This is a genomic window from Tessaracoccus sp. OS52, assembly GCF_020687685.1.
GTDB lineage: Bacteria > Actinomycetota > Actinomycetes > Propionibacteriales > Propionibacteriaceae > Arachnia.
This window is the reverse complement of the sequence record NZ_JAJEWM010000001.1, coordinates 1,476,746-1,493,123: the sequence shown is the minus strand read 5'-3', so window position 1 is coordinate 1,493,123 and position 16,378 is coordinate 1,476,746. Positions and strand designations below refer to the sequence as shown.

The following is a 16,378-nucleotide window of genomic DNA, read 5'->3' as shown; positions in this document are numbered from 1 at the left end:
CAGTTGCACAGAAACCAGAAGGAAGCTCACATGGCAGAGATGTTCTACGATTCCGACGCCGACCTCTCGATCATCCAGGGTCGTCAGGTCGCCGTCATCGGCTACGGGTCCCAGGGGCACGCGCACGCGCTGAGCCTGCGGGACTCCGGCGTCGACGTCCGCGTGGGCCTGCGCGCCGGCTCCAAGTCGGCCGCGAAGGCCGAGGCCGAGGGCCTGCGGGTGCTCCCGGTGGCCGAGGCCGTCGAAGAGGCGGACCTCATCATGATCCTGGCCCCCGACCAGGTGCAGCGGAAGGTCTACGCCGAGGACATCGAGCCCAACCTCGCGCCTGGCGACGCCCTGTTCTTCGCGCACGGGTTCAACATCCGTTTCGGTTACATCAAGGCTCCCGAGGGCGTCGACGTGTGCATGGTGGCTCCCAAGGGCCCCGGACACCTCGTGCGCCGCGAGTACGCCGAGGGTCGTGGCGTCCCGGCCATCATCGCCGTCGAGACAGACGCCACCGGCAACGCCTGGCCGCTTGCGCTGAGCTACGCCAAGGCCATCGGCGCCCTGCGGGCCGGAGGCATCAAGACCACCTTCACCGAGGAGACCGAGACTGACCTGTTCGGTGAACAGGCCGTCCTTTGCGGCGGCGCCTCCGCGCTGGTGCAGGCCGGGTTCGAGACCCTCGTCGAGGCCGGATACCAGCCCGAGGTGGCCTACTTCGAGTGCCTTCACGAGCTGAAGCTGATCGTCGACCTGATGTACGAGGGCGGCATCGCCAAGCAGCGCTGGAGCGTCTCCGACACTGCTGAGTTCGGCGACTACGTCTCCGGCCCCCGCGTCATCGACGCCCACGTCAAGGAGAACATGAAGGGCGTGCTCGCCGACATCCAGTCCGGCGCCTTCGCCAAGCGGTTCATCGACGACCAGGACGCGGGCGCACCCGAGTTCAAGAAGTTCCGCGAGCAGGGCGAACAGCACCCGATCGAGGCCACCGGGCGCGAGCTCCGCGGCCTGATGAGCTGGGTCAAGGGCGCTGACGACGACTACGTCGAGGGTTCCGCCGCGCGCTGAGCCAGCACAACCCGGCCACGGCCGTCCACAGCCATCACGGCTGGGGGCGGCCGTTCGGCTTGCCAGCCTGTTGCGACGATGGGGAGGGCCGGGCGGCGAACGATCCCCGCAGTGGATATGGTTGACATTACGAGTTGACCAGAGGCGGGGTAGTGGCAGTCTTCCTGACGATCGGCGTGATAGGCATCGTCGTGGTCCTCGCCGCCCTCCTCCTGGGCGACGCCATCGAGTCAGTCATCGACGTCGATGCCCTCGGTGGTGACCTGTTTTCACTGGCGAGCATCGCAGCCTTCATCGGCGCCTTCGGGTTCGGCGGCTACATCAGCCTGGCGCTGGCCGACATCACCTGGCTGGCGGTTGTCGTCGGCGTGGTCTCCGGAACGCTTGCGGGCTGGGGCGCGGCCTCGCTCACCCGCTGGCTGAAGCGGAGTGAATCCGCCGCCACCTTCCGCTCCGATCGTCTGATCGGCTCCCCGGGCAAGGTGATCACCGACATCCCAGAGGGCGGTTACGGCGAGGTGCGCATCTTCGGGCAGGGCGCATCGCGCAAACGCGCAGCCCGCTCGGAGGTTGCCATCCCCGCCGGGACCGAAGTCTGGGTATCGGCCATCCTCTCGCCAACCGCCGTCGAGGTCACGGCATCCCACCAGCTTCCGGCACCGCCGGAGTGAACCCATCCGGGTTCGAAACCACCGACAAGCCCGACAGGAACTGAAAACCATGCCTGAACTGCCCCCGCTCGTGGTGGGGATCGGCGGAGCCGTGCTGCTCCTGGTCCTCATCGTCTGGTTGGTCGCAAGCCGCTACAAGGTTGCGCGCCCCAACGAGGCCTACATCATCACCGGCCAGAAGGGCAAGGCGGTGACCAACCCGGAGACCGGGATGATCTCCACCGACCTCAGCGGCCAGAAGGTCATCATGGGCGGCGGTGTGTTCGTCGTCCCCTTCATCCAGCGAATGCACGTGCTCGACCTCTCCAGCCGCCGCATCATGGTGCAGATCCGCAACGCCGTCTCCGGGCAGGGCATCAAGCTGAACCTCGACGGCGTCGCCATCGTCAAGGTCGGGGGCAACGAGGACTCCATCCGGGCCGCCGCGCAGCGCTTCCTGATGCAGCAGGACGAGATCGAGACCTTCACGCAGGAGACGCTCGCGGGCTCGCTGCGCAGCATCGTCGGTTCGCTCTCGGTCGAGCAGATCATCCGTGACCGGGCCGCCTTCGCGCAGCGCGTCGCTGACGAGTCCGAGTCCTCCCTGACGGGTCAGGGTCTCGTGCTGGACACGTTCCAGATCCAGGACATCACCGACGACGGCACCTACCTGTCCGACCTCGGCCGCCCGGAGTCCGCACGGCTCGGGCGAACGGCCGCCGTCGCCGAGGCCGAGGCCCGTCGGGAGGCCGAGCAGGCCCGGTTGATCGCCGAGCAGGAGATCGCCGTCGCAGAGCGCGCGCTGGTGCTCAAGGAGGCCGAGATCAAGGCGGAGACCGACGCGGCGCGCGCCAAGGCCGCAGCCGCCGGCCCCCTCGCGCAGGCCGACCAAGACCAGGCCATCCTCGCCGAGCAGGAGAAGGTTGCCGTGCGTCAGGCCTCCCTGAAGGAGCGTCAGCTCGACACCGAGGTGCGCAAGCCCGCTGACGCGCAGCGTTACCAGATGGAGACCGAGGCCCAGGGCAGGCGCAACTCGGAGATCTTCGAGGCCGAAGCCCGCAAGGCCGCAGCCATCGCAGCCGCCGAGGCCGAGGCGGAGAAGGCCCGGCTCACCGGCGTCGGCGAGCAGTCCCGCCGTTCCGCCCTCGCGGAGGCCGAAGCCATCGAGGGTGCCAAGCGTGGTGAGGCCGAGAAGGCACGCCGAATCGCCGAGGCCGAGGCCGTCAGGGCCGAGGGCGAGGCGCAGGCCGCGTCCGTCCTGGCGGTGGGGAGCGCCGAGGCCGAGGCGATGGACAAGCGCGCCGCCGCCTTCGCCAACTACAACGAGGCCGCGGTTTTGCAGATGCTGATCGAGGTGCTGCCCAAGGTGGCCAAGGAGGTGGCGGCCCCCATGTCCAACATCGACAAGCTGACCGTCGTCTCCACCGACGGGGCCGGCGCGCTGCCCAAGCAGGTCAACGACAACGTCCTGCAGACGGTGGAGATGATCAAGAACACCACCGGCATCGACCTGATGGACGTGCTCAAGCGCAAGGTGGGCTCCTCGTCGGAGACCATCCCCGGTGACCTCGTGAAGACCGACTGACCTGGCCCAGAACAAAAAACCGGCCCCCTGCGCGTCAGAGCAGGGGGCCGGTATTTTGCCGTGCGTCAGAGCGAGGCGGCGATCCGGTCCCCGATCTCGGTGGTGCTGCCCGCATCGGCGCCACGAGCCGCGATGTCGCTCGCGACGGCGCTCTCGATCCGCCTGGCCTGCTCGTCCATCCCGATGTGGGCCAGCAGGAGCGCCATGGAGGAGATGGCGGCGGTCGGGTCAGCGATGCCTTGACCGGCGATGTCGGGAGCCGAGCCGTGGACCGGCTCGAACATCGAGGGGAACTTGCCGCTCGGGTTGATGTTGGCACTGGCGGCCAGGCCGATGCCCCCGGTGACGGCAGCGGCGAGGTCGGTGACGATGTCCCCGAAGAGGTTGTCGGTGACGATGACGTCGAACTGGGCCGGGTCCACCACCATTGCGATCATGGCCGCATCGATGTGCAGGTAGTTGCGCTCGACGTCGGCGTACTCCTCGCCCAGTTCGTTGAAGATCCGGTTCCACAGAGCGCCCGCGTTCACCAGCACGTTGTGCTTGTGCAGCAGCGTGATCTGGCCGCGTCGGGCGCGGGCGCGCTCGAACGCGTCGCGGACCACCCGCTCGACACCGAAGGCGGTGTTGATGGAGACCTCGGTGGCCAGTTCCTGGTCCGTGCCGACGCGGACGGCGCCACCATTGCCGCAGTAGAGGCCCTCGGTGCCCTCCCTGACGACGACGAAGTCCACCGGCCCCTTGGCGAGCACCCCCGGCGCGAGGGGGGTGGGAACTCCGGGGTACAGCTTCGAGGGACGCAGGTTGATGGCGTGGTCGAAGGCGAATCGGAGCTTCAGCAGCAGCCCGCGCTCCAGCAGCCCGCTGGGGATGGCCTTGGATCCTGGCGCCGCCCCGACGGCGCCGAGGACGATGGCGTCGACGCCCTTGAGCTCCTCCAGAACGGTGTCCGGCAGGACCTCGCCGGTGCGCTGCCAGCGTTCGGCACCCAGGTCGTACTCGACGAAGTCGAACGCGTCCTCCCCGGCGACGGCGCGCAGCACCTTGAGGGCCTCTGCGGTCACTTCGGGGCCGATGCCGTCGCCGCCGATGACAGCGATGGTCTTGGTCGTCTCATTTCCCATGCGCTGAACCATACCTACGATCACGCCGCCCAGACTCACCGGGCGTGGACGTCGTCCCAACTGGCGAGACATGGGGGTTAGGCTCTGTCGAAACACATTCAGCGTTGCCGCAGGAAAGAACCATGACCTCCACACCCACAATGCCCGAAGAGTTCCACATCTTTGACACCAGCCTGCGCGACGGCGCGCAGCAGGAAGGGCTGCGCCTGAGCGTGCCGGACAAGCTGAAGATCGCCGTCTACCTCGACGAACTGGGCGTCACCTTCATCGAGGGCGGCTGGCCCGGCGCCAATCCCGCCGACACCCAGTTCTTCGTCGAGGCACGGGAGCTGGACCTGAAGACCTCCAAGCTCGTCGCCTTCGGCGCCACGCGCAAGGCCGGGGGCTCTGCCGCGACGGATCCGCTCACCAAGGCGCTCGTCGACGCGGGCACCGACTACATCTGCATCGTCGCCAAGAGCCACGACGAACACGTCACACGGGCGCTGCGGACCACGCTAGAGGAGAACCTCGCGATGGTCACCGACACCGTGACCTACCTGCGCGAGCAGGGCAAGCACGTCTTCGTCGACTGCGAGCACTTCTTCGACGGCTACAAGGCGAACCCGGAGTACGCGCTGCGCGTGGTGCGCACCGCCGCTGAGGCCGGCGCCGAGGTGGTGGTCCTGTGCGACACGAACGGGGGCATGCTTCCCAACGCGATGGGAGAGGTGGTCAGCGCCGCGGCCCAGACCGGCGCGAACCTCGGGATCCACTGCCACAACGACACCGCGTGCGCCGTGGCCAACACCCTGGCCGCCGTCGACGCCGGGGTGATGCACGTCCAGGGAACGTTCAACGGCTACGGGGAGCGCACCGGGAACGCCGACCTCTCGGCCGTCATCCCCAACCTGCAGCTCAAATACGGCTGGGACCTGCTGCCGCCGGAGAACCTGGCGGAACTGACGCGGGTGGCGCACGCCATCGCGCTGGTGGCCCACCAGCCACTCCTCGGCCGCCAGCCCTACGTGGGACAGAGCAGCTTCGCCCACAAGGCGGGACTCCACGCCAGTGCGATCAAGGTGGACGAGAACCTCTACCAGCACATCGACCCGCTGCTGGTCGGCAACGACATGCGCATGCTCGTCTCCGACATGGCGGGGCGCGCCAACATCCAGATCAAGGGCGACCAGTTGGGCTTCGACCTCAGCGACCGCGAACTGGCGGCCCGCGTCACCGACCGGGTCAAGGCCAAGGAGGCGGAGGGGTACAGCTACGAGTCCAGTGATGCCAGCTTCGAGATGCTGCTGCGCGACGAACTGGGTCTGCTGCCCGAACCCGTCGAGGTCCAGTCGTGGCGGGTGTTCACCGAGGAGCGGGGCGGGGAGAACATCACGGAGGCGACGGTCAAGCTCATCGCCAAGGGCAACAAGCACATGGTCGTGGGGGAGGGCAACGGCCCGGTGAACGCCCTCGACAGCGCGCTGCGCAAGGCGGTCGCGCCCGCCTACCCCGAGGTGGACCAGTTCGAACTGACCGACTACCGGGTGCGGATCCTGGACGAGGGCCACGGCACCGACGCCACCGTCCGGACCCTGATCGACACCTCCTACAACGGTCACACCTGGACCACGGTGGGGGTCGGCACCAACGTCATCGAAGCGTCCTGGGAGGCGCTGTTCGACGCGATGGTCTACGGGATCTTCACCCACGTGGAACCCGAACTGAAGCCGGAGTCGGCCACCCTGAGGTCTGCCTGAACAACCGCCGGCAGCCAGTAGGCTGTCGCACATGCGTATTGCTCGTTTCGCCGCCGCCGGTCAGGATCCGGCCTACGGCATCCTCGAACTGGCCGTCGACGGCGGGGACCACCCGGACTCGGTCGCCGTGATCACGGGGGACCCCCTCGCAGGGGTCCCGGTCAACTACACCGGCGAGCGGCACGCCCTCGCCGACGTCCGACTGCTCGCGCCCGTGATCCCGCGCAGCAAGGTGGTCGCCGTCGGCAAGAACTACGCCGACCACGCCGCGGAGATGGGCGGGGAGGTCCCCGTCGACGCGCCGCTGGTCTTCCTCAAGCCCAACACCTCGGTGATCGGCCCCGGGGACCCGATCGTTCGCCCCGCAGGCGTCGCGGAACTGTCCTACGAGGGTGAGCTGGCCATCGTCATCGGCAGGATCTGCAAGGAGGTGCCGCCCGAGCGCGTCCCCGACGTGATCTTCGGCTACACCGTCGCCAACGACGTGACCGCCCGGGACTGGCAGCGCGCCGACGGCCAGTGGAGCCGCGCCAAGGGCTCGGACACCTTCTGCCCCCTCGGCCCCTGGATCAACACTCACCTCACCATCGCCGAGGCGGAGAACCTGGGGATCGAGACGAGGCTGAACGACGAGGTGAGGCAGCAGGGCAACACCTCGCAGATGGTGCGTGGGATCACTGAACTGGTGACGTTCATCACGTCGTTCACCACGCTGCTGCCGGGCGACGTCATCCTCACGGGCACCCCTGCCGGGGTGGGTGTGATGGCCGACGGCGACGTGGTCCACATCGACATCGACGGTTTCGGAACGCTGAGCAACCCCGTCGCCGCCCAGTGAGCCAGCAGCTGGTCGCGCCCAGGGCGAGCGATCCGCCCGGGGCCGTCGGCTACCCTCTGGTCCTGACCGGGCCCGATCAGAGCCCCGCCAAGCACCTCACGGGGGTGATGGTCACCGTCCTCGCCTTCGTCATCCTCGTCCCGCTCACCTCCCAGTTGATCCTGCGGATCACGTGGCTCGCTCGGGGTCGTCCGCCGTTCGACGACTACTCCTCCGAGGCGATGGCCTACGTGCTCCCCGAGGGACTGGCGGCCTCCCACCTGGGGCTCGCGATGCTGATCCCGATCTCTCTGCTTGCCGTGCGCTACCTGCACGGACGGTCCCCGGGGTGGCTGGTTTCGGTACAGCCGGGGTTCCGCTGGCGCTACCTGGCTGCGACCCTGCTGGTGGCGCTCGTGGTCCTCAACGGCGTGCTGTGGTTGTCGTTCCTGGCCATCGAGCTGCCCGTGTTCCAAGCGCCCCAGCCGCAATGGGCCGTCTTCCTGGGCATCATCCTCATCACGTCCCCGCTGCAGGCGTTGGCCGAGGAGTTCTTCTTCCGCGGCTACGTCCTGCAGGCGCTCGGATCCGCGTTCAACCAGGCGTGGGTCGGGATCATCGGCTCGACGTTGCTTTTCGCGCTGTTCCACGGGGTCCAGAACCCCGCGCTGTTCGTCGACCGGCTGGCCTTCGGGGTCCTCGTGGGTTGGCTGGTCCTGCGAACCGGGGGCCTGGAGGCAGCCATCGGCGCCCACGTCGTGAACAACGTCTTCGCCTTCGGATACGGCATCTTCACCGGGGGAGTGGCCGCCACCAAGGCGATCAGCGTCATCGGGTGGGACAAGGCGTTCTTCGACGTCCTCGGCTTCGGGCTGTTCGCCGTCGCGGCCTGGTGGGTGGGGCGTCGCATGAACGTTGCCACCGTCACACCTGACTGATGACCTTGTCGGGGGCTGGTTTGTTGCCCAGCTTGGCTTTGGTGTAATCTTTCTCTTCGTGCTCGTCCGACGAGCGCGGTGGGGTATAGGGTAATTGGCAGCCCGACTGATTCTGGTTCAGTTAGTCTAGGTTCGAGTCCTAGTACCCCAGCGGATGTGACAGCAACCAGCTGGTTGCTCTAGCATTTCACCGCCTGGCCCCGTTGTGTAGCGGCCTAGCACGCCGCCCTCTCAAGGCGGTAGCGCGGGTTCGAATCCCGTCGGGGCTACCAGTGCGAAACACCCCGCGATCCTTGCCGGATCGCGGGGTGTTCTGGTTGCAGGAGCGGAGTCGCCTCAGTCGGCGTTCCCGGAGCGACGCAGCACCTCGCTCAGGCGTTCGGCGGCGGCCATCACGGCGGGCGCGTGCAGGCGCCCCGGCTGCCGGGTGAGGCGCTCGATGGGCCCGGACACGCTGACCGCGGCGATGATGCGCCCCGAGGGCGCCAACACCGGTGCGGACACAGACGCGACGCCCGGTTCGCGCTCACCGACGGACTGTGCCCAGCCCCGGCGACGGACGGTCTGCAGCGAACTCGCGGTGAAGGCGGCGTGTTCCAACAGTTTGGGGAGCCTGTCGGCTTCTTCCCACGCGAGCAGCACCTGTGCGGCCGAGCCGGCCGACATCGAGAGCTGGGCTCCGACGGGGATGGTGTCGCGGAGGCCGCTGGGGCGCTCCACGGCGGCGGCGCAGACGCGCATGTCGCCCTGCCTGCGGTAGAGCTGGGCTGATTCGCCCGTGATGTCGCGCAGCCGGGTGAGGATGGGGCCTGCGGTGGCGACGAGGGGATCCTCGGACGCGGAGTCCGCAAGTTCCACCAGGCGCGGCCCGAGTACGAACCGCCCCTGCAGGTCCCTCCCGACGAATCGGTGGTGCTCCAGCGCCACGGCCAGTCTGTGCGCGGTGGGCCGGGCGAGGCCGGTGGCCGTCACCAGGCCCGCGAGGGTCAGGGGGTTCTGCTCGAGCGCGGCCAGGACCGCTGCCGCCTTGTCGAGTACGCCCACTCCACTTGTGCTGTCCATATGGCGAGATTAGCGTTTCGAATGGCGGACACGCAAGAGTAATCTGTTCTGCGACGGCGAAGCTGTCACCTACAAGATCGGCAACCACGCAACCAAGAGGTGGGAAACATGGGCAAGACCCTGGCGGAGAAGGTCTGGGACGCACACGTCGTGCGCTCGGTCGAGGGAGAGCCGGACCTGCTCTACATCGACCTGCACCTGGTGCACGAGGTCACCAGCCCGCAGGCGTTCGAGGGTCTCCGGATGAACGGACGCAAGGTCCGCCGGCCCGAGCACACGCTCGCCACCGAGGACCACAACACCCCCACCCTGAACATCAACCGCCCCATCGCGGACCCGGTCTCACGCACCCAGGTGGAGACGCTGCGCAAGAACGCGGCAGAGTTCGGAATCCGGATCCACTCGCTGGGTGACCGGGACCAGGGCGTCGTGCACATCATCGGCCCGCAGCTGGGCATCACCCAGCCGGGCATGACCATCGTGTGTGGGGACTCCCACACCTCGACGCACGGGGCCTTCGGCGCACTGGCGTTCGGCATCGGCACCAGCGAGGTCGAGCACGTCCTCGCCACGCAGACACTGCCGCAGAAGAAGCCCAAGATGATGGCCGTCAACATCAACGGCAAGCTGCCCGAGGGCGTCACGGCCAAGGACGTCGTGCTGGCGCTGATCGCCAGGGTCGGCACCGGCGGCGGCCAGGGCTACATCGTCGAGTATCGCGGCTCGACCATCGAGGAGCTCTCCATGGAGGGCCGCATGACCATCTGCAACATGTCCATCGAGTGGGGCGCCAAGGCCGGCATGATGGCCCCTGACGAGACCACCTTCGCCTACCTCAAGGGCCGCCCGCACGCCCCTGAGGGCGCGGAGTGGGACGCCGCCGTCGAGTACTGGCGCACGCTGCGCACCGACGACGACGCGACCTTCGACGTCGAGGTGGACATCGACGCCACCCAGCTCACCCCCTTCGTCACGTGGGGCACCAACCCCGGTCACGGCGTACCGCTGGGCGGTGTGGTCCCCGCGCCGGAGGACTTCGAGTCCGAGGTCGAGCAGGCCACCGCCAAGCGTGCGCTGGAGTACATGGACCTCCAGCCCGGGACACCCATGCGCGACATCAAGGTTGACACGGTGTTCCTGGGGTCCTGCACCAACGGTCGCATCGAGGACCTGCGCCTGGCAGCCTCGGTCCTGAAGGACCAGAAGCTGGCAGAAGGCGTTCGCATGCTGGTCGTGCCTGGCTCTGCACGCGTCCGCCTCCAGGCCGAGGAGGAGGGCCTGGACAAGGTGTTCCTCGACTTCGGTGCCGAATGGCGGGCCGCCGGTTGCTCGATGTGCCTGGGCATGAACCCGGACCAGCTGTCGCCGGGGGAGCGGGCCGCCTCCACGTCCAACCGCAACTTCGAGGGCAGGCAGGGCAAGGGCGGACGCACGCACCTCGTCTCGCCCGCCGTCGCCGCGGCCACCGCAATCACCGGGCACCTGAGCGCGCCCGCAGACCTGATCGGAGCGTGACCCCATGGAAGCCTTCACCACCCACACCGGCATCGGCGTCCCGCTGCGCCGCTCCAACGTCGACACCGACCAGATCATCCCCGCGGTCTACCTGAAGCGGATCACGCGCACCGGGTTCGAGGACGGGCTGTTTTCGGCGTGGCGCAATGATCCGGAGTTCGTGCTCAACCGCGAGCCCTACAACCGCGGCTCCATCCTGCTCCCGGGCCCAGACTTCGGCACCGGCTCGTCGCGTGAGCACGCCGTCTGGGCGCTGCAGAACTACGGCTTCCGGGTGATCATCGGCACCCGTTTCGGTGACATCTTCCGCTCCAACTCCGGCAAGGCCGGCCTCCTGGTGGCCGTCGTCGACGAGGCCACCATCGAGGCGCTGTGGACCGCGGTGGAGACCAACCCCGACCAGCAGCTGACCGTCGACCTGGAGTCTCAGACCGTCTCGGTGGGTGGGCAGAGCTTCCCGTTCGAGATCGACCCGCACACCAAGCACCGGCTGCTCAACGGCCTCGACGACATCTCCTCGACCCTGCAGCACGAGCCCGACATCACGGCCTACGAGGCCTCGCGGCCCTCGTTCAAGCCGAAGACGCTGCCGGCCCGGACGGCCGACACCATGGCCTGAGGTAACGTTAACCTGCGAACTGCGCTGAGGTGCCGCCATCCGAATTGGATGGCGGCACCTCACGTTTGTGTCGCACTGGGCAAGGTGCCGTAGTGCAGCGCGGCGCCGCGAAATGGTTATCTCAGTGCTTAACCAATGGCACAGCCGGACTCTAGCCGAGGAGCACGGATGCGCTCAGCTCTGCGCTGATCGTACCGATCTGTACGAACTCCTGAGTTGGACCTCTTTAGTGACCCAGAGTTCTGAGCATCCTGGCGGTCGCGTCGGGGATCGCAGGCTCGGCTTGTAGTTGTTGGTCGCCGACGCTGATGGTGACGTGTTGGAGCGGGCGGAGGGTTTTGACGATCTTGCGGATGCTCCATCCCGATCGGGCCTGGAGGTCACGGGCGATCGCGAGGGCGGTGAACACGATGGTGAGGTGGGCCTCGATCGCATCCAGGGTGCGGTGGAAGATGGGTCTGGCTGCCAGGTCGGTCTTCGACATCCTGAAGGACTGCTCAACGTGCCAGAGGTCGTGGTAGCTCGCGATGACCTCGGCCGGTGGCATTGTGTCGGCGGTGATGTTGGTGACGTAGCCCTTCAGCCCGACGAGCGCACGGGCCCGCTCCAGTGAGGCGGTATCGAGGGTGGTCTTCTGTCCGCTGGTCTTCACGAACCGGGCCTTCTTTGCAGGGCGGCGCCCCTCGATGATGTCCAGGGCGCGGTTCTCTTGCAGGGTGAGGGTGTGTCCGTCCCGGACGGCGCGTTTCCTCGAGTACTGCCAGATCGCCCGCCACGACTCGGGGTGCTGTTCGTGGTGCCAGACCGGTTCGCGGCGGGTCTTGACCCGTTCTGGGTCGGGCTTGTGGCGGCGCATCGTGATGGTGTCGATGACTTGGCCGTCGTTGAAGCTGTCGCCGTGCCAGTGAAAGTGCTTGGCCAGGTCATGGGGCGCTTTCGTCACCCGGGAACCGACGATGAACCGCAGCCCGGCCTCGTCGATCGCGGTCAGGTTCGTGTTCGAGAGCATCCCGGCATCGGCGACCACCACCATGTCGGCGACCTGGTTGCGTTCCTGGAAGGCGGTCACGACGGGGATGATGGTGTGGGTCTCCGGCTGGCTGCCCTCGAAGCAGGCGATCTCCAACGGGAACCCGGTGCGGTCCACCAACAGTCCGACCACAATCTGTGGATCCACGCGGCGTTCCTTCGAGAAGCCGACCTTGCGGAGGTCGTCCTCGTTCTCGGCCTCGAAATACAGGGTGGTCACGTCATACATCAACAGGCTCACGTCGCCGCCTGCGCCGGACCAGACGTGTTCGAAGCAGGCTGTCTGGACCAGTGACCGGTAGTCCTTGTCCGAGCACCGTTTCAAGGCTCGTTTCATCGTGGACAGGTGGACCGGTTCCACCCCGAGATCCTTGATCACGCGCAGGCTGTCCAGTTTCGAGGTCGGTTCCACCAGTCTGGCAAGCACTAGCTGGAAGAACGCCTCATCGTCCACGACTCCGAACCCGAGCCGGTCCCAAGAGGCGCGGATCACGTCGACCAGCAGTTGTGAGGACTTGCCTTCCACTACCGCAGCTCCGGCGCGGGGACGGCCACCGGTCCCGGCGTCGAAGTCCAGTTCCGGCTGGGGGCTGCCAGCTTCGCCCTGCCGGCATGCATCAGCGCCGCCAGCTGGGCTTCGGTGTGGGCTGAGCCGAGGTGCTCCACTATCTTGCGTTGCCCGTGCTTCTTCTCGACGATCTGCACGGCCGTGGCCCCCGAAGCGGTCTTCACTTTCCGCAGGAACGGGCTCATGGACGTGATTCTACCGAGGTTCTTAGTGCCCCACCCGCCACATCCGAATCGGTCTGACAAGCGTCTATACGCCCACGATCACCTGAAATCTAGCCAAGAGGTCCAACTCAGGCCGGACTCTAGCCGAGGAGCACGGATGCGCTCAGCTCTGCGCTGATCGTACCGATCTGTACGAACTCGCAACCAAGCCCCCAATCACCAACATGCTGCCCGACGGCCACGAGTTGCCCGTCGCTACTGGCGTAGAACCACGGCCCACCGGAATCGCCGTAGTCGCAGACGGTCGAATTGGTTCTTGCGAGGAGAGTAGTGCTGCCGTCAGACATCGTGCGCGCGAAGTGCCCCTTCACCGTGGTGGAGTGGTAGCCGCTGGTGCGGCCATACAACGCAACTACCTGAGTTGCCGGAACATTCAGGTCGTAGCCCTTAACAGTACGCTTATCGGTGTAGCCGACCCAAGCAGTTGGAGCGAATGATGTACCGCTTGCCGCACGGATGAGCTGTGTGTCGGCTGCAACGTCATAGTGGTACCGATTCCCCACCAGGCTCCCGGGCGGCGTCCTCCACACCTGCGTGGGCGAGGTAGGTGTCGGAACGTACGGGTAGCAGTGCTCCGCCGTTGATCCGAAACGTTCGCGTGTGGTCCACTTGTCCCACACGAACCCGGAGGTGCAACCCACTGAACCCAGTGCTGCGTTGATCGAGGCGCCAGCAGACCAAGGCGAGTTGTCCGCCCCGCTGGACTGCCAACCCTCCTTTTCAGGCAATGGTTCGGACGTCGCGACCCTGACAGAGGCTGGCAGACCGAGAACTTCGTCGGCCTGAAGGGAGGGGGCTGGCGACGTCCCCGGCGGCAGAACAATCTCAAGCCCAGCGTCGGTGAAGCCGATGTCTTGTGGTATGGCGCCGAACACGTCGAGGGCCATTTCCGAATCTGTCGCTAGCTGCAGAACGGCATTCTTCAGGTCCTCGCGTGTGTAATCGGTGCCTTGGATATCGACAGTGATCGACCCAGAATCCACCGACTGGACGGCCTTGACGTAGGTAGACGCGTTGCCGTCCTGCGGGTTGTAGCGCTGGAGGATCGTTTGGGTTTCGTAGTCAATGGTCGTCGTGCCTGCAGTGGAGGAGAACCGTTCTGCGATCTCACTCAGTAGGCCCGCGACCCGATTCGTCTCAATTGTGAGGCTGTCTTGTCCAGCGAGTGCAGGCGGCGGTTCGGGATCGCTGGGTGCATCGGCTAGCGAGGTCACAGGGGCGGTGAACAAAATTGCGGCAGCACACGCGACGGTGGCTATGGCCTTGACTCGTTGCATTGTTCCTATTCCTTTTGTCATTGTGCTGGGACCCGGATGTTGACGCGGTTGCATGACGTTGTGAAGGTGGGTGCCGTGGCTGGCCTCGGGTGCAGAGCATCCCCGCACGTGCTAAGGACATGTCCGCAGGGGCTCGGTGGCGCTCTGGCGAAGCGCGAAGACCTCAAGATGGTCGGAGTCGTCGCGGTAGTAAATGCGATCGCCCTCAACGAGGATCTCTCCGTGTGAGGCAGGAGTGGCCCAGCCCAGTGGAGGGTTGCCATCGCCATCGCTCAAAGGGCCACCTATCCGCAGGTACCACCTGCCGGCATGGCTCAGCTCCCAGATACCGCATCGCGTTTGAAGCGAATAGGGCTCCCAGGTCCCTTCTGGGGTTGGCTCCTTCTTTGGATTGATTGGCACTTCACTCGAGGCGGACAATGTTCGGATCACCGGATTGAAGCGTGTGAAGTCGAGTACCTTGGGGGACAGGATGGTTGCGATCCGGTTTATGTCCTTTTCGTGGATTGGAGCCAACTCCAGCCAAAGGCCCGTCCGAGACTCGACAGTGCCGTAGTTGACCTCAGGCTCAAGTTCATCTATCGCCGTCGTGGCCTGCAAAACTGCAGCGGCGTCCGGTCCCGGGACTGTGCCAACGCAGAACGCGCCATGGAACACACTCCTTAGTGTGGCGATGGCATTGTCCACCTCCATTGTCACCGCGACGTTGTAGGTAGTCTGGTCTTGGGAGAGCCACAGTGCCTGGAATCCTGGTAGTGCTCGCGCCGCAGTGCTGAGGGCATCCGAATTACCCGCCCCAATGCCCTGTTGTGGAACCGGACACAGCGGCCTACGGTCGGGGGCATTTAGGGCGGGACTGCGGGGAGCTGCTTCGTCATCGGTGGCAAAGACCCTCTCGACATGCATTCGGGTCCCGTCGAACCTTCCGACCAGAATGGCCTCCGCCCAGCTCACATCGGAGGCGGACTCTGCCCAGCCAATGGACGCCCAATTCACTCCGTCCACGGGAAACCCGTGGTCGCATTGAGGGGGCAGCGAGTGAAGAGTGCTGATGCATGCATTGACCTTCCCGTCCCGTTGGATGAGTGTCAGTGGGATCGTGAACTCCCGTCCCGACGAAACGTCTCTTGTCGGATCATCCGCAGGGACTCCCTCGGATGGTGATGGTTCCGGGATTGCAACTTGAGGTAAGCTCATCATGGTTATGATGCCTCCCGCACCAAGCGTCAGCGCCAGAACTGCGGCGACGGCAGGGAACCAACGTCGGTAGCTCCGGCGCTTCTGGAGGACCTCGTCGAGAATCACATCCTTGCGCGTGGGCCAGTTCGGGTCGATTCGGCTCAGATCTCTGGGGGCCAGCCGGGTGAGGTCGTCAAACATTGGTACTCCATGGGTTATGTAATGTGATCGCTGCGGCCATCTTGGCGCGGGCGCGGTGGAGACGGGACCGGTACGCTGAGTGAGTGAGCCCCACCGCGGCGGCTGCGTCCTGGCCGCTCAGACCGTCCCATGCTGTCAGCAGGACGAGCTCCCGTTCGTCGTCCGTGAGAGCGCTCAATGCCGAAAAAAGATCAGCTCGGCGTTCGGCGACGACTTCGGCGGACTCGTCCGCCAATTTCTCCAGTCGACCGATCTTTGCCGCCAGGGTGAAGCCTCGGGCCTCCGCTCGGAAGCGGTTTCGAATGATGTTCCTGGCCGTGGTTATTAGCCAAGGGAGAGGTGCATCGGGGAGCTCTTCCAAGCGGCGCCATGCCACAAGAAATGTGTCTGCCATCGCATCCTCGGCGGCGGAGGCTGGGAGATGGCGAAGGCAGTAGGCCAACACCCTGTCGGCGTTGGCCTCGTAGATGCCCGTGAAGTGAGCCCTGTCCGTCCCCATACCTAGAAGTGTCGCCAATTGGCCGTTTGTTTCACAGCAACCTTGGCGAGGTGGCGATTGGAGTCATCTGCCACCACCGGCAGGAAGCTTCGTTGCCGGACCGGGTGTACCGGCTTCCTTCACAAGGGCATAGGATCAGCACGGGACGCCACAGGAGGAACACGTAACCGCACCGAGGTGCTCCGCTCCCAACCGAGTTCTTCGACGCCACCGGCCACGTCTCGGAACAGCGCCTCGCAACCTCTGCCGACGGCACCCGGATCCCGCGCTCCGTCGTGCGGCCCTGCGCTGGA

General features: G+C 66.1%; 13 protein-coding genes, 2 tRNA genes and 1 pseudogene. 10 read left to right on the top strand and 6 right to left on the bottom strand.

Features of this window, described 5'->3' with window-relative positions:
• Positions 1-3: 3 nt before the first annotated feature.
• The 3 genes from ilvC (at position 4) to LKO27_RS06975 (ending at position 3,294) form a co-directional block, all read left to right on the top strand.
• Positions 4-1,059 carry a ketol-acid reductoisomerase gene (ilvC, locus tag LKO27_RS06985; RefSeq protein ID WP_370629956.1) on the top strand — a complete coding sequence of 352 codons (1,056 nt, stop codon included), beginning with the start codon at positions 4-6 and terminating at the stop codon, positions 1,057-1,059.
• Between the two features lie 152 nt (positions 1,060-1,211).
• Entirely contained in the window at positions 1,212-1,730 is a 519-nt protein-coding gene (locus LKO27_RS06980) for an NfeD family protein (RefSeq protein ID WP_227736477.1), read from the top strand.
• 49 nt (positions 1,731-1,779) lie between these two features.
• The gene (locus LKO27_RS06975; protein WP_227736475.1) at positions 1,780-3,294 is read left to right on the top strand and encodes a flotillin family protein; all 1,515 of its coding nucleotides are present in this window, start codon (positions 1,780-1,782) and stop codon (positions 3,292-3,294) included.
• A gap of 65 nt (positions 3,295-3,359) precedes the next feature.
• Here the strand turns inward: LKO27_RS06975 and LKO27_RS06970 are convergent, their stop codons facing one another.
• Positions 3,360-4,418, bottom strand: coding sequence for a 3-isopropylmalate dehydrogenase (locus LKO27_RS06970; RefSeq protein ID WP_227736473.1), 1,059 nt, complete (start codon positions 4,416-4,418; stop codon positions 3,360-3,362).
• A gap of 122 nt (positions 4,419-4,540) precedes the next feature.
• Between LKO27_RS06970 and cimA the strand changes: the two genes are divergently transcribed.
• The 5 genes from cimA (at position 4,541) to LKO27_RS06945 (ending at position 8,184) form a co-directional block, all read left to right on the top strand.
• On the top strand, positions 4,541-6,157 hold the full coding sequence (gene cimA / locus LKO27_RS06965; protein WP_227736471.1) for a citramalate synthase: 1,617 nt from the start codon (positions 4,541-4,543) through the stop codon (positions 6,155-6,157).
• 31 nt (positions 6,158-6,188) lie between these two features.
• Positions 6,189-6,995 (top strand): fumarylacetoacetate hydrolase family protein, encoded by an 807-nt coding sequence (locus tag LKO27_RS06960; protein WP_227736469.1) that lies wholly within the window; start codon positions 6,189-6,191, stop codon positions 6,993-6,995.
• On the top strand, positions 6,992-7,912 hold the full coding sequence (locus tag LKO27_RS06955) for a type II CAAX endopeptidase family protein (protein ID WP_227736467.1): 921 nt from the start codon (positions 6,992-6,994) through the stop codon (positions 7,910-7,912). The genes LKO27_RS06960 and LKO27_RS06955 overlap by 4 nt, the downstream gene beginning before the upstream one ends.
• A gap of 79 nt (positions 7,913-7,991) precedes the next feature.
• A tRNA-Gln gene (locus tag LKO27_RS06950) sits at positions 7,992-8,063 on the top strand.
• 45 nt (positions 8,064-8,108) lie between these two features.
• Positions 8,109-8,184, top strand: a tRNA-Glu gene (locus tag LKO27_RS06945).
• Positions 8,185-8,248: 64 nt separating this feature from the next.
• Here LKO27_RS06945 and LKO27_RS06940 read toward each other — a convergent pair.
• On the bottom strand, positions 8,249-8,974 hold the full coding sequence (locus LKO27_RS06940; protein ID WP_227736465.1) for an IclR family transcriptional regulator: 726 nt from the start codon (positions 8,972-8,974) through the stop codon (positions 8,249-8,251).
• Between the two features lie 108 nt (positions 8,975-9,082).
• Between LKO27_RS06940 and leuC the strand changes: the two genes are divergently transcribed.
• On the top strand, positions 9,083-10,489 hold the full coding sequence (gene leuC / locus LKO27_RS06935; protein ID WP_227736464.1) for a 3-isopropylmalate dehydratase large subunit: 1,407 nt from the start codon (positions 9,083-9,085) through the stop codon (positions 10,487-10,489).
• Between the two features lie 4 nt (positions 10,490-10,493).
• Entirely contained in the window at positions 10,494-11,108 is a 615-nt protein-coding gene (gene leuD / locus LKO27_RS06930) for a 3-isopropylmalate dehydratase small subunit (protein ID WP_227736461.1), read from the top strand.
• A gap of 226 nt (positions 11,109-11,334) precedes the next feature.
• On the opposite strand, the pseudogene LKO27_RS06925 reads toward leuD, so the two are convergent.
• From LKO27_RS06925 to LKO27_RS06910, 4 genes and pseudogenes are all read right to left on the bottom strand, one after another.
• Positions 11,335-12,890 (bottom strand): annotated as a pseudogene (locus tag LKO27_RS06925) (IS1634 family transposase).
• A gap of 119 nt (positions 12,891-13,009) precedes the next feature.
• Positions 13,010-14,206: a S1 family peptidase gene (locus LKO27_RS06920; protein WP_227736459.1), complete on the bottom strand. Its 1,197-nt coding sequence runs from the start codon at positions 14,204-14,206 to the stop codon at positions 13,010-13,012.
• A gap of 111 nt (positions 14,207-14,317) precedes the next feature.
• Positions 14,318-15,586 carry a hypothetical protein gene (locus LKO27_RS06915; protein WP_227736457.1) on the bottom strand — a complete coding sequence of 423 codons (1,269 nt, stop codon included), beginning with the start codon at positions 15,584-15,586 and terminating at the stop codon, positions 14,318-14,320.
• On the bottom strand, positions 15,579-16,085 hold the full coding sequence (locus tag LKO27_RS06910) for an RNA polymerase sigma factor (protein ID WP_227736455.1): 507 nt from the start codon (positions 16,083-16,085) through the stop codon (positions 15,579-15,581). Before LKO27_RS06910 ends, LKO27_RS06915 begins: the two co-directional genes overlap by 8 nt.
• Between the last annotated feature and the right edge of the window lie 293 nt (positions 16,086-16,378).

Coding starts and splice junctions, on each gene's coding strand:
- LKO27_RS06975 (WP_227736475.1), top strand. CDS start 1,780: ATGCCTGAACTGCCCCCGCTCGTGGTGGGGATCGGCGGAGCCGTGCTG.
- LKO27_RS06970 (WP_227736473.1), bottom strand. CDS start 4,418: ATGGGAAATGAGACGACCAAGACCATCGCTGTCATCGGCGGCGACGGC.
- cimA (WP_227736471.1), top strand. CDS start 4,541: ATGACCTCCACACCCACAATGCCCGAAGAGTTCCACATCTTTGACACC.
- LKO27_RS06960 (WP_227736469.1), top strand. CDS start 6,189: ATGCGTATTGCTCGTTTCGCCGCCGCCGGTCAGGATCCGGCCTACGGC.
- LKO27_RS06940 (WP_227736465.1), bottom strand. CDS start 8,974: ATGGACAGCACAAGTGGAGTGGGCGTACTCGACAAGGCGGCAGCGGTC.
- leuC (WP_227736464.1), top strand. CDS start 9,083: ATGGGCAAGACCCTGGCGGAGAAGGTCTGGGACGCACACGTCGTGCGC.
- leuD (WP_227736461.1), top strand. CDS start 10,494: ATGGAAGCCTTCACCACCCACACCGGCATCGGCGTCCCGCTGCGCCGC.
- LKO27_RS06920 (WP_227736459.1), bottom strand. CDS start 14,206: ATGCAACGAGTCAAGGCCATAGCCACCGTCGCGTGTGCTGCCGCAATT.
- LKO27_RS06915 (WP_227736457.1), bottom strand. CDS start 15,586: ATGTTTGACGACCTCACCCGGCTGGCCCCCAGAGATCTGAGCCGAATC.
- LKO27_RS06910 (WP_227736455.1), bottom strand. CDS start 16,085: ATGGGGACGGACAGGGCTCACTTCACGGGCATCTACGAGGCCAACGCC.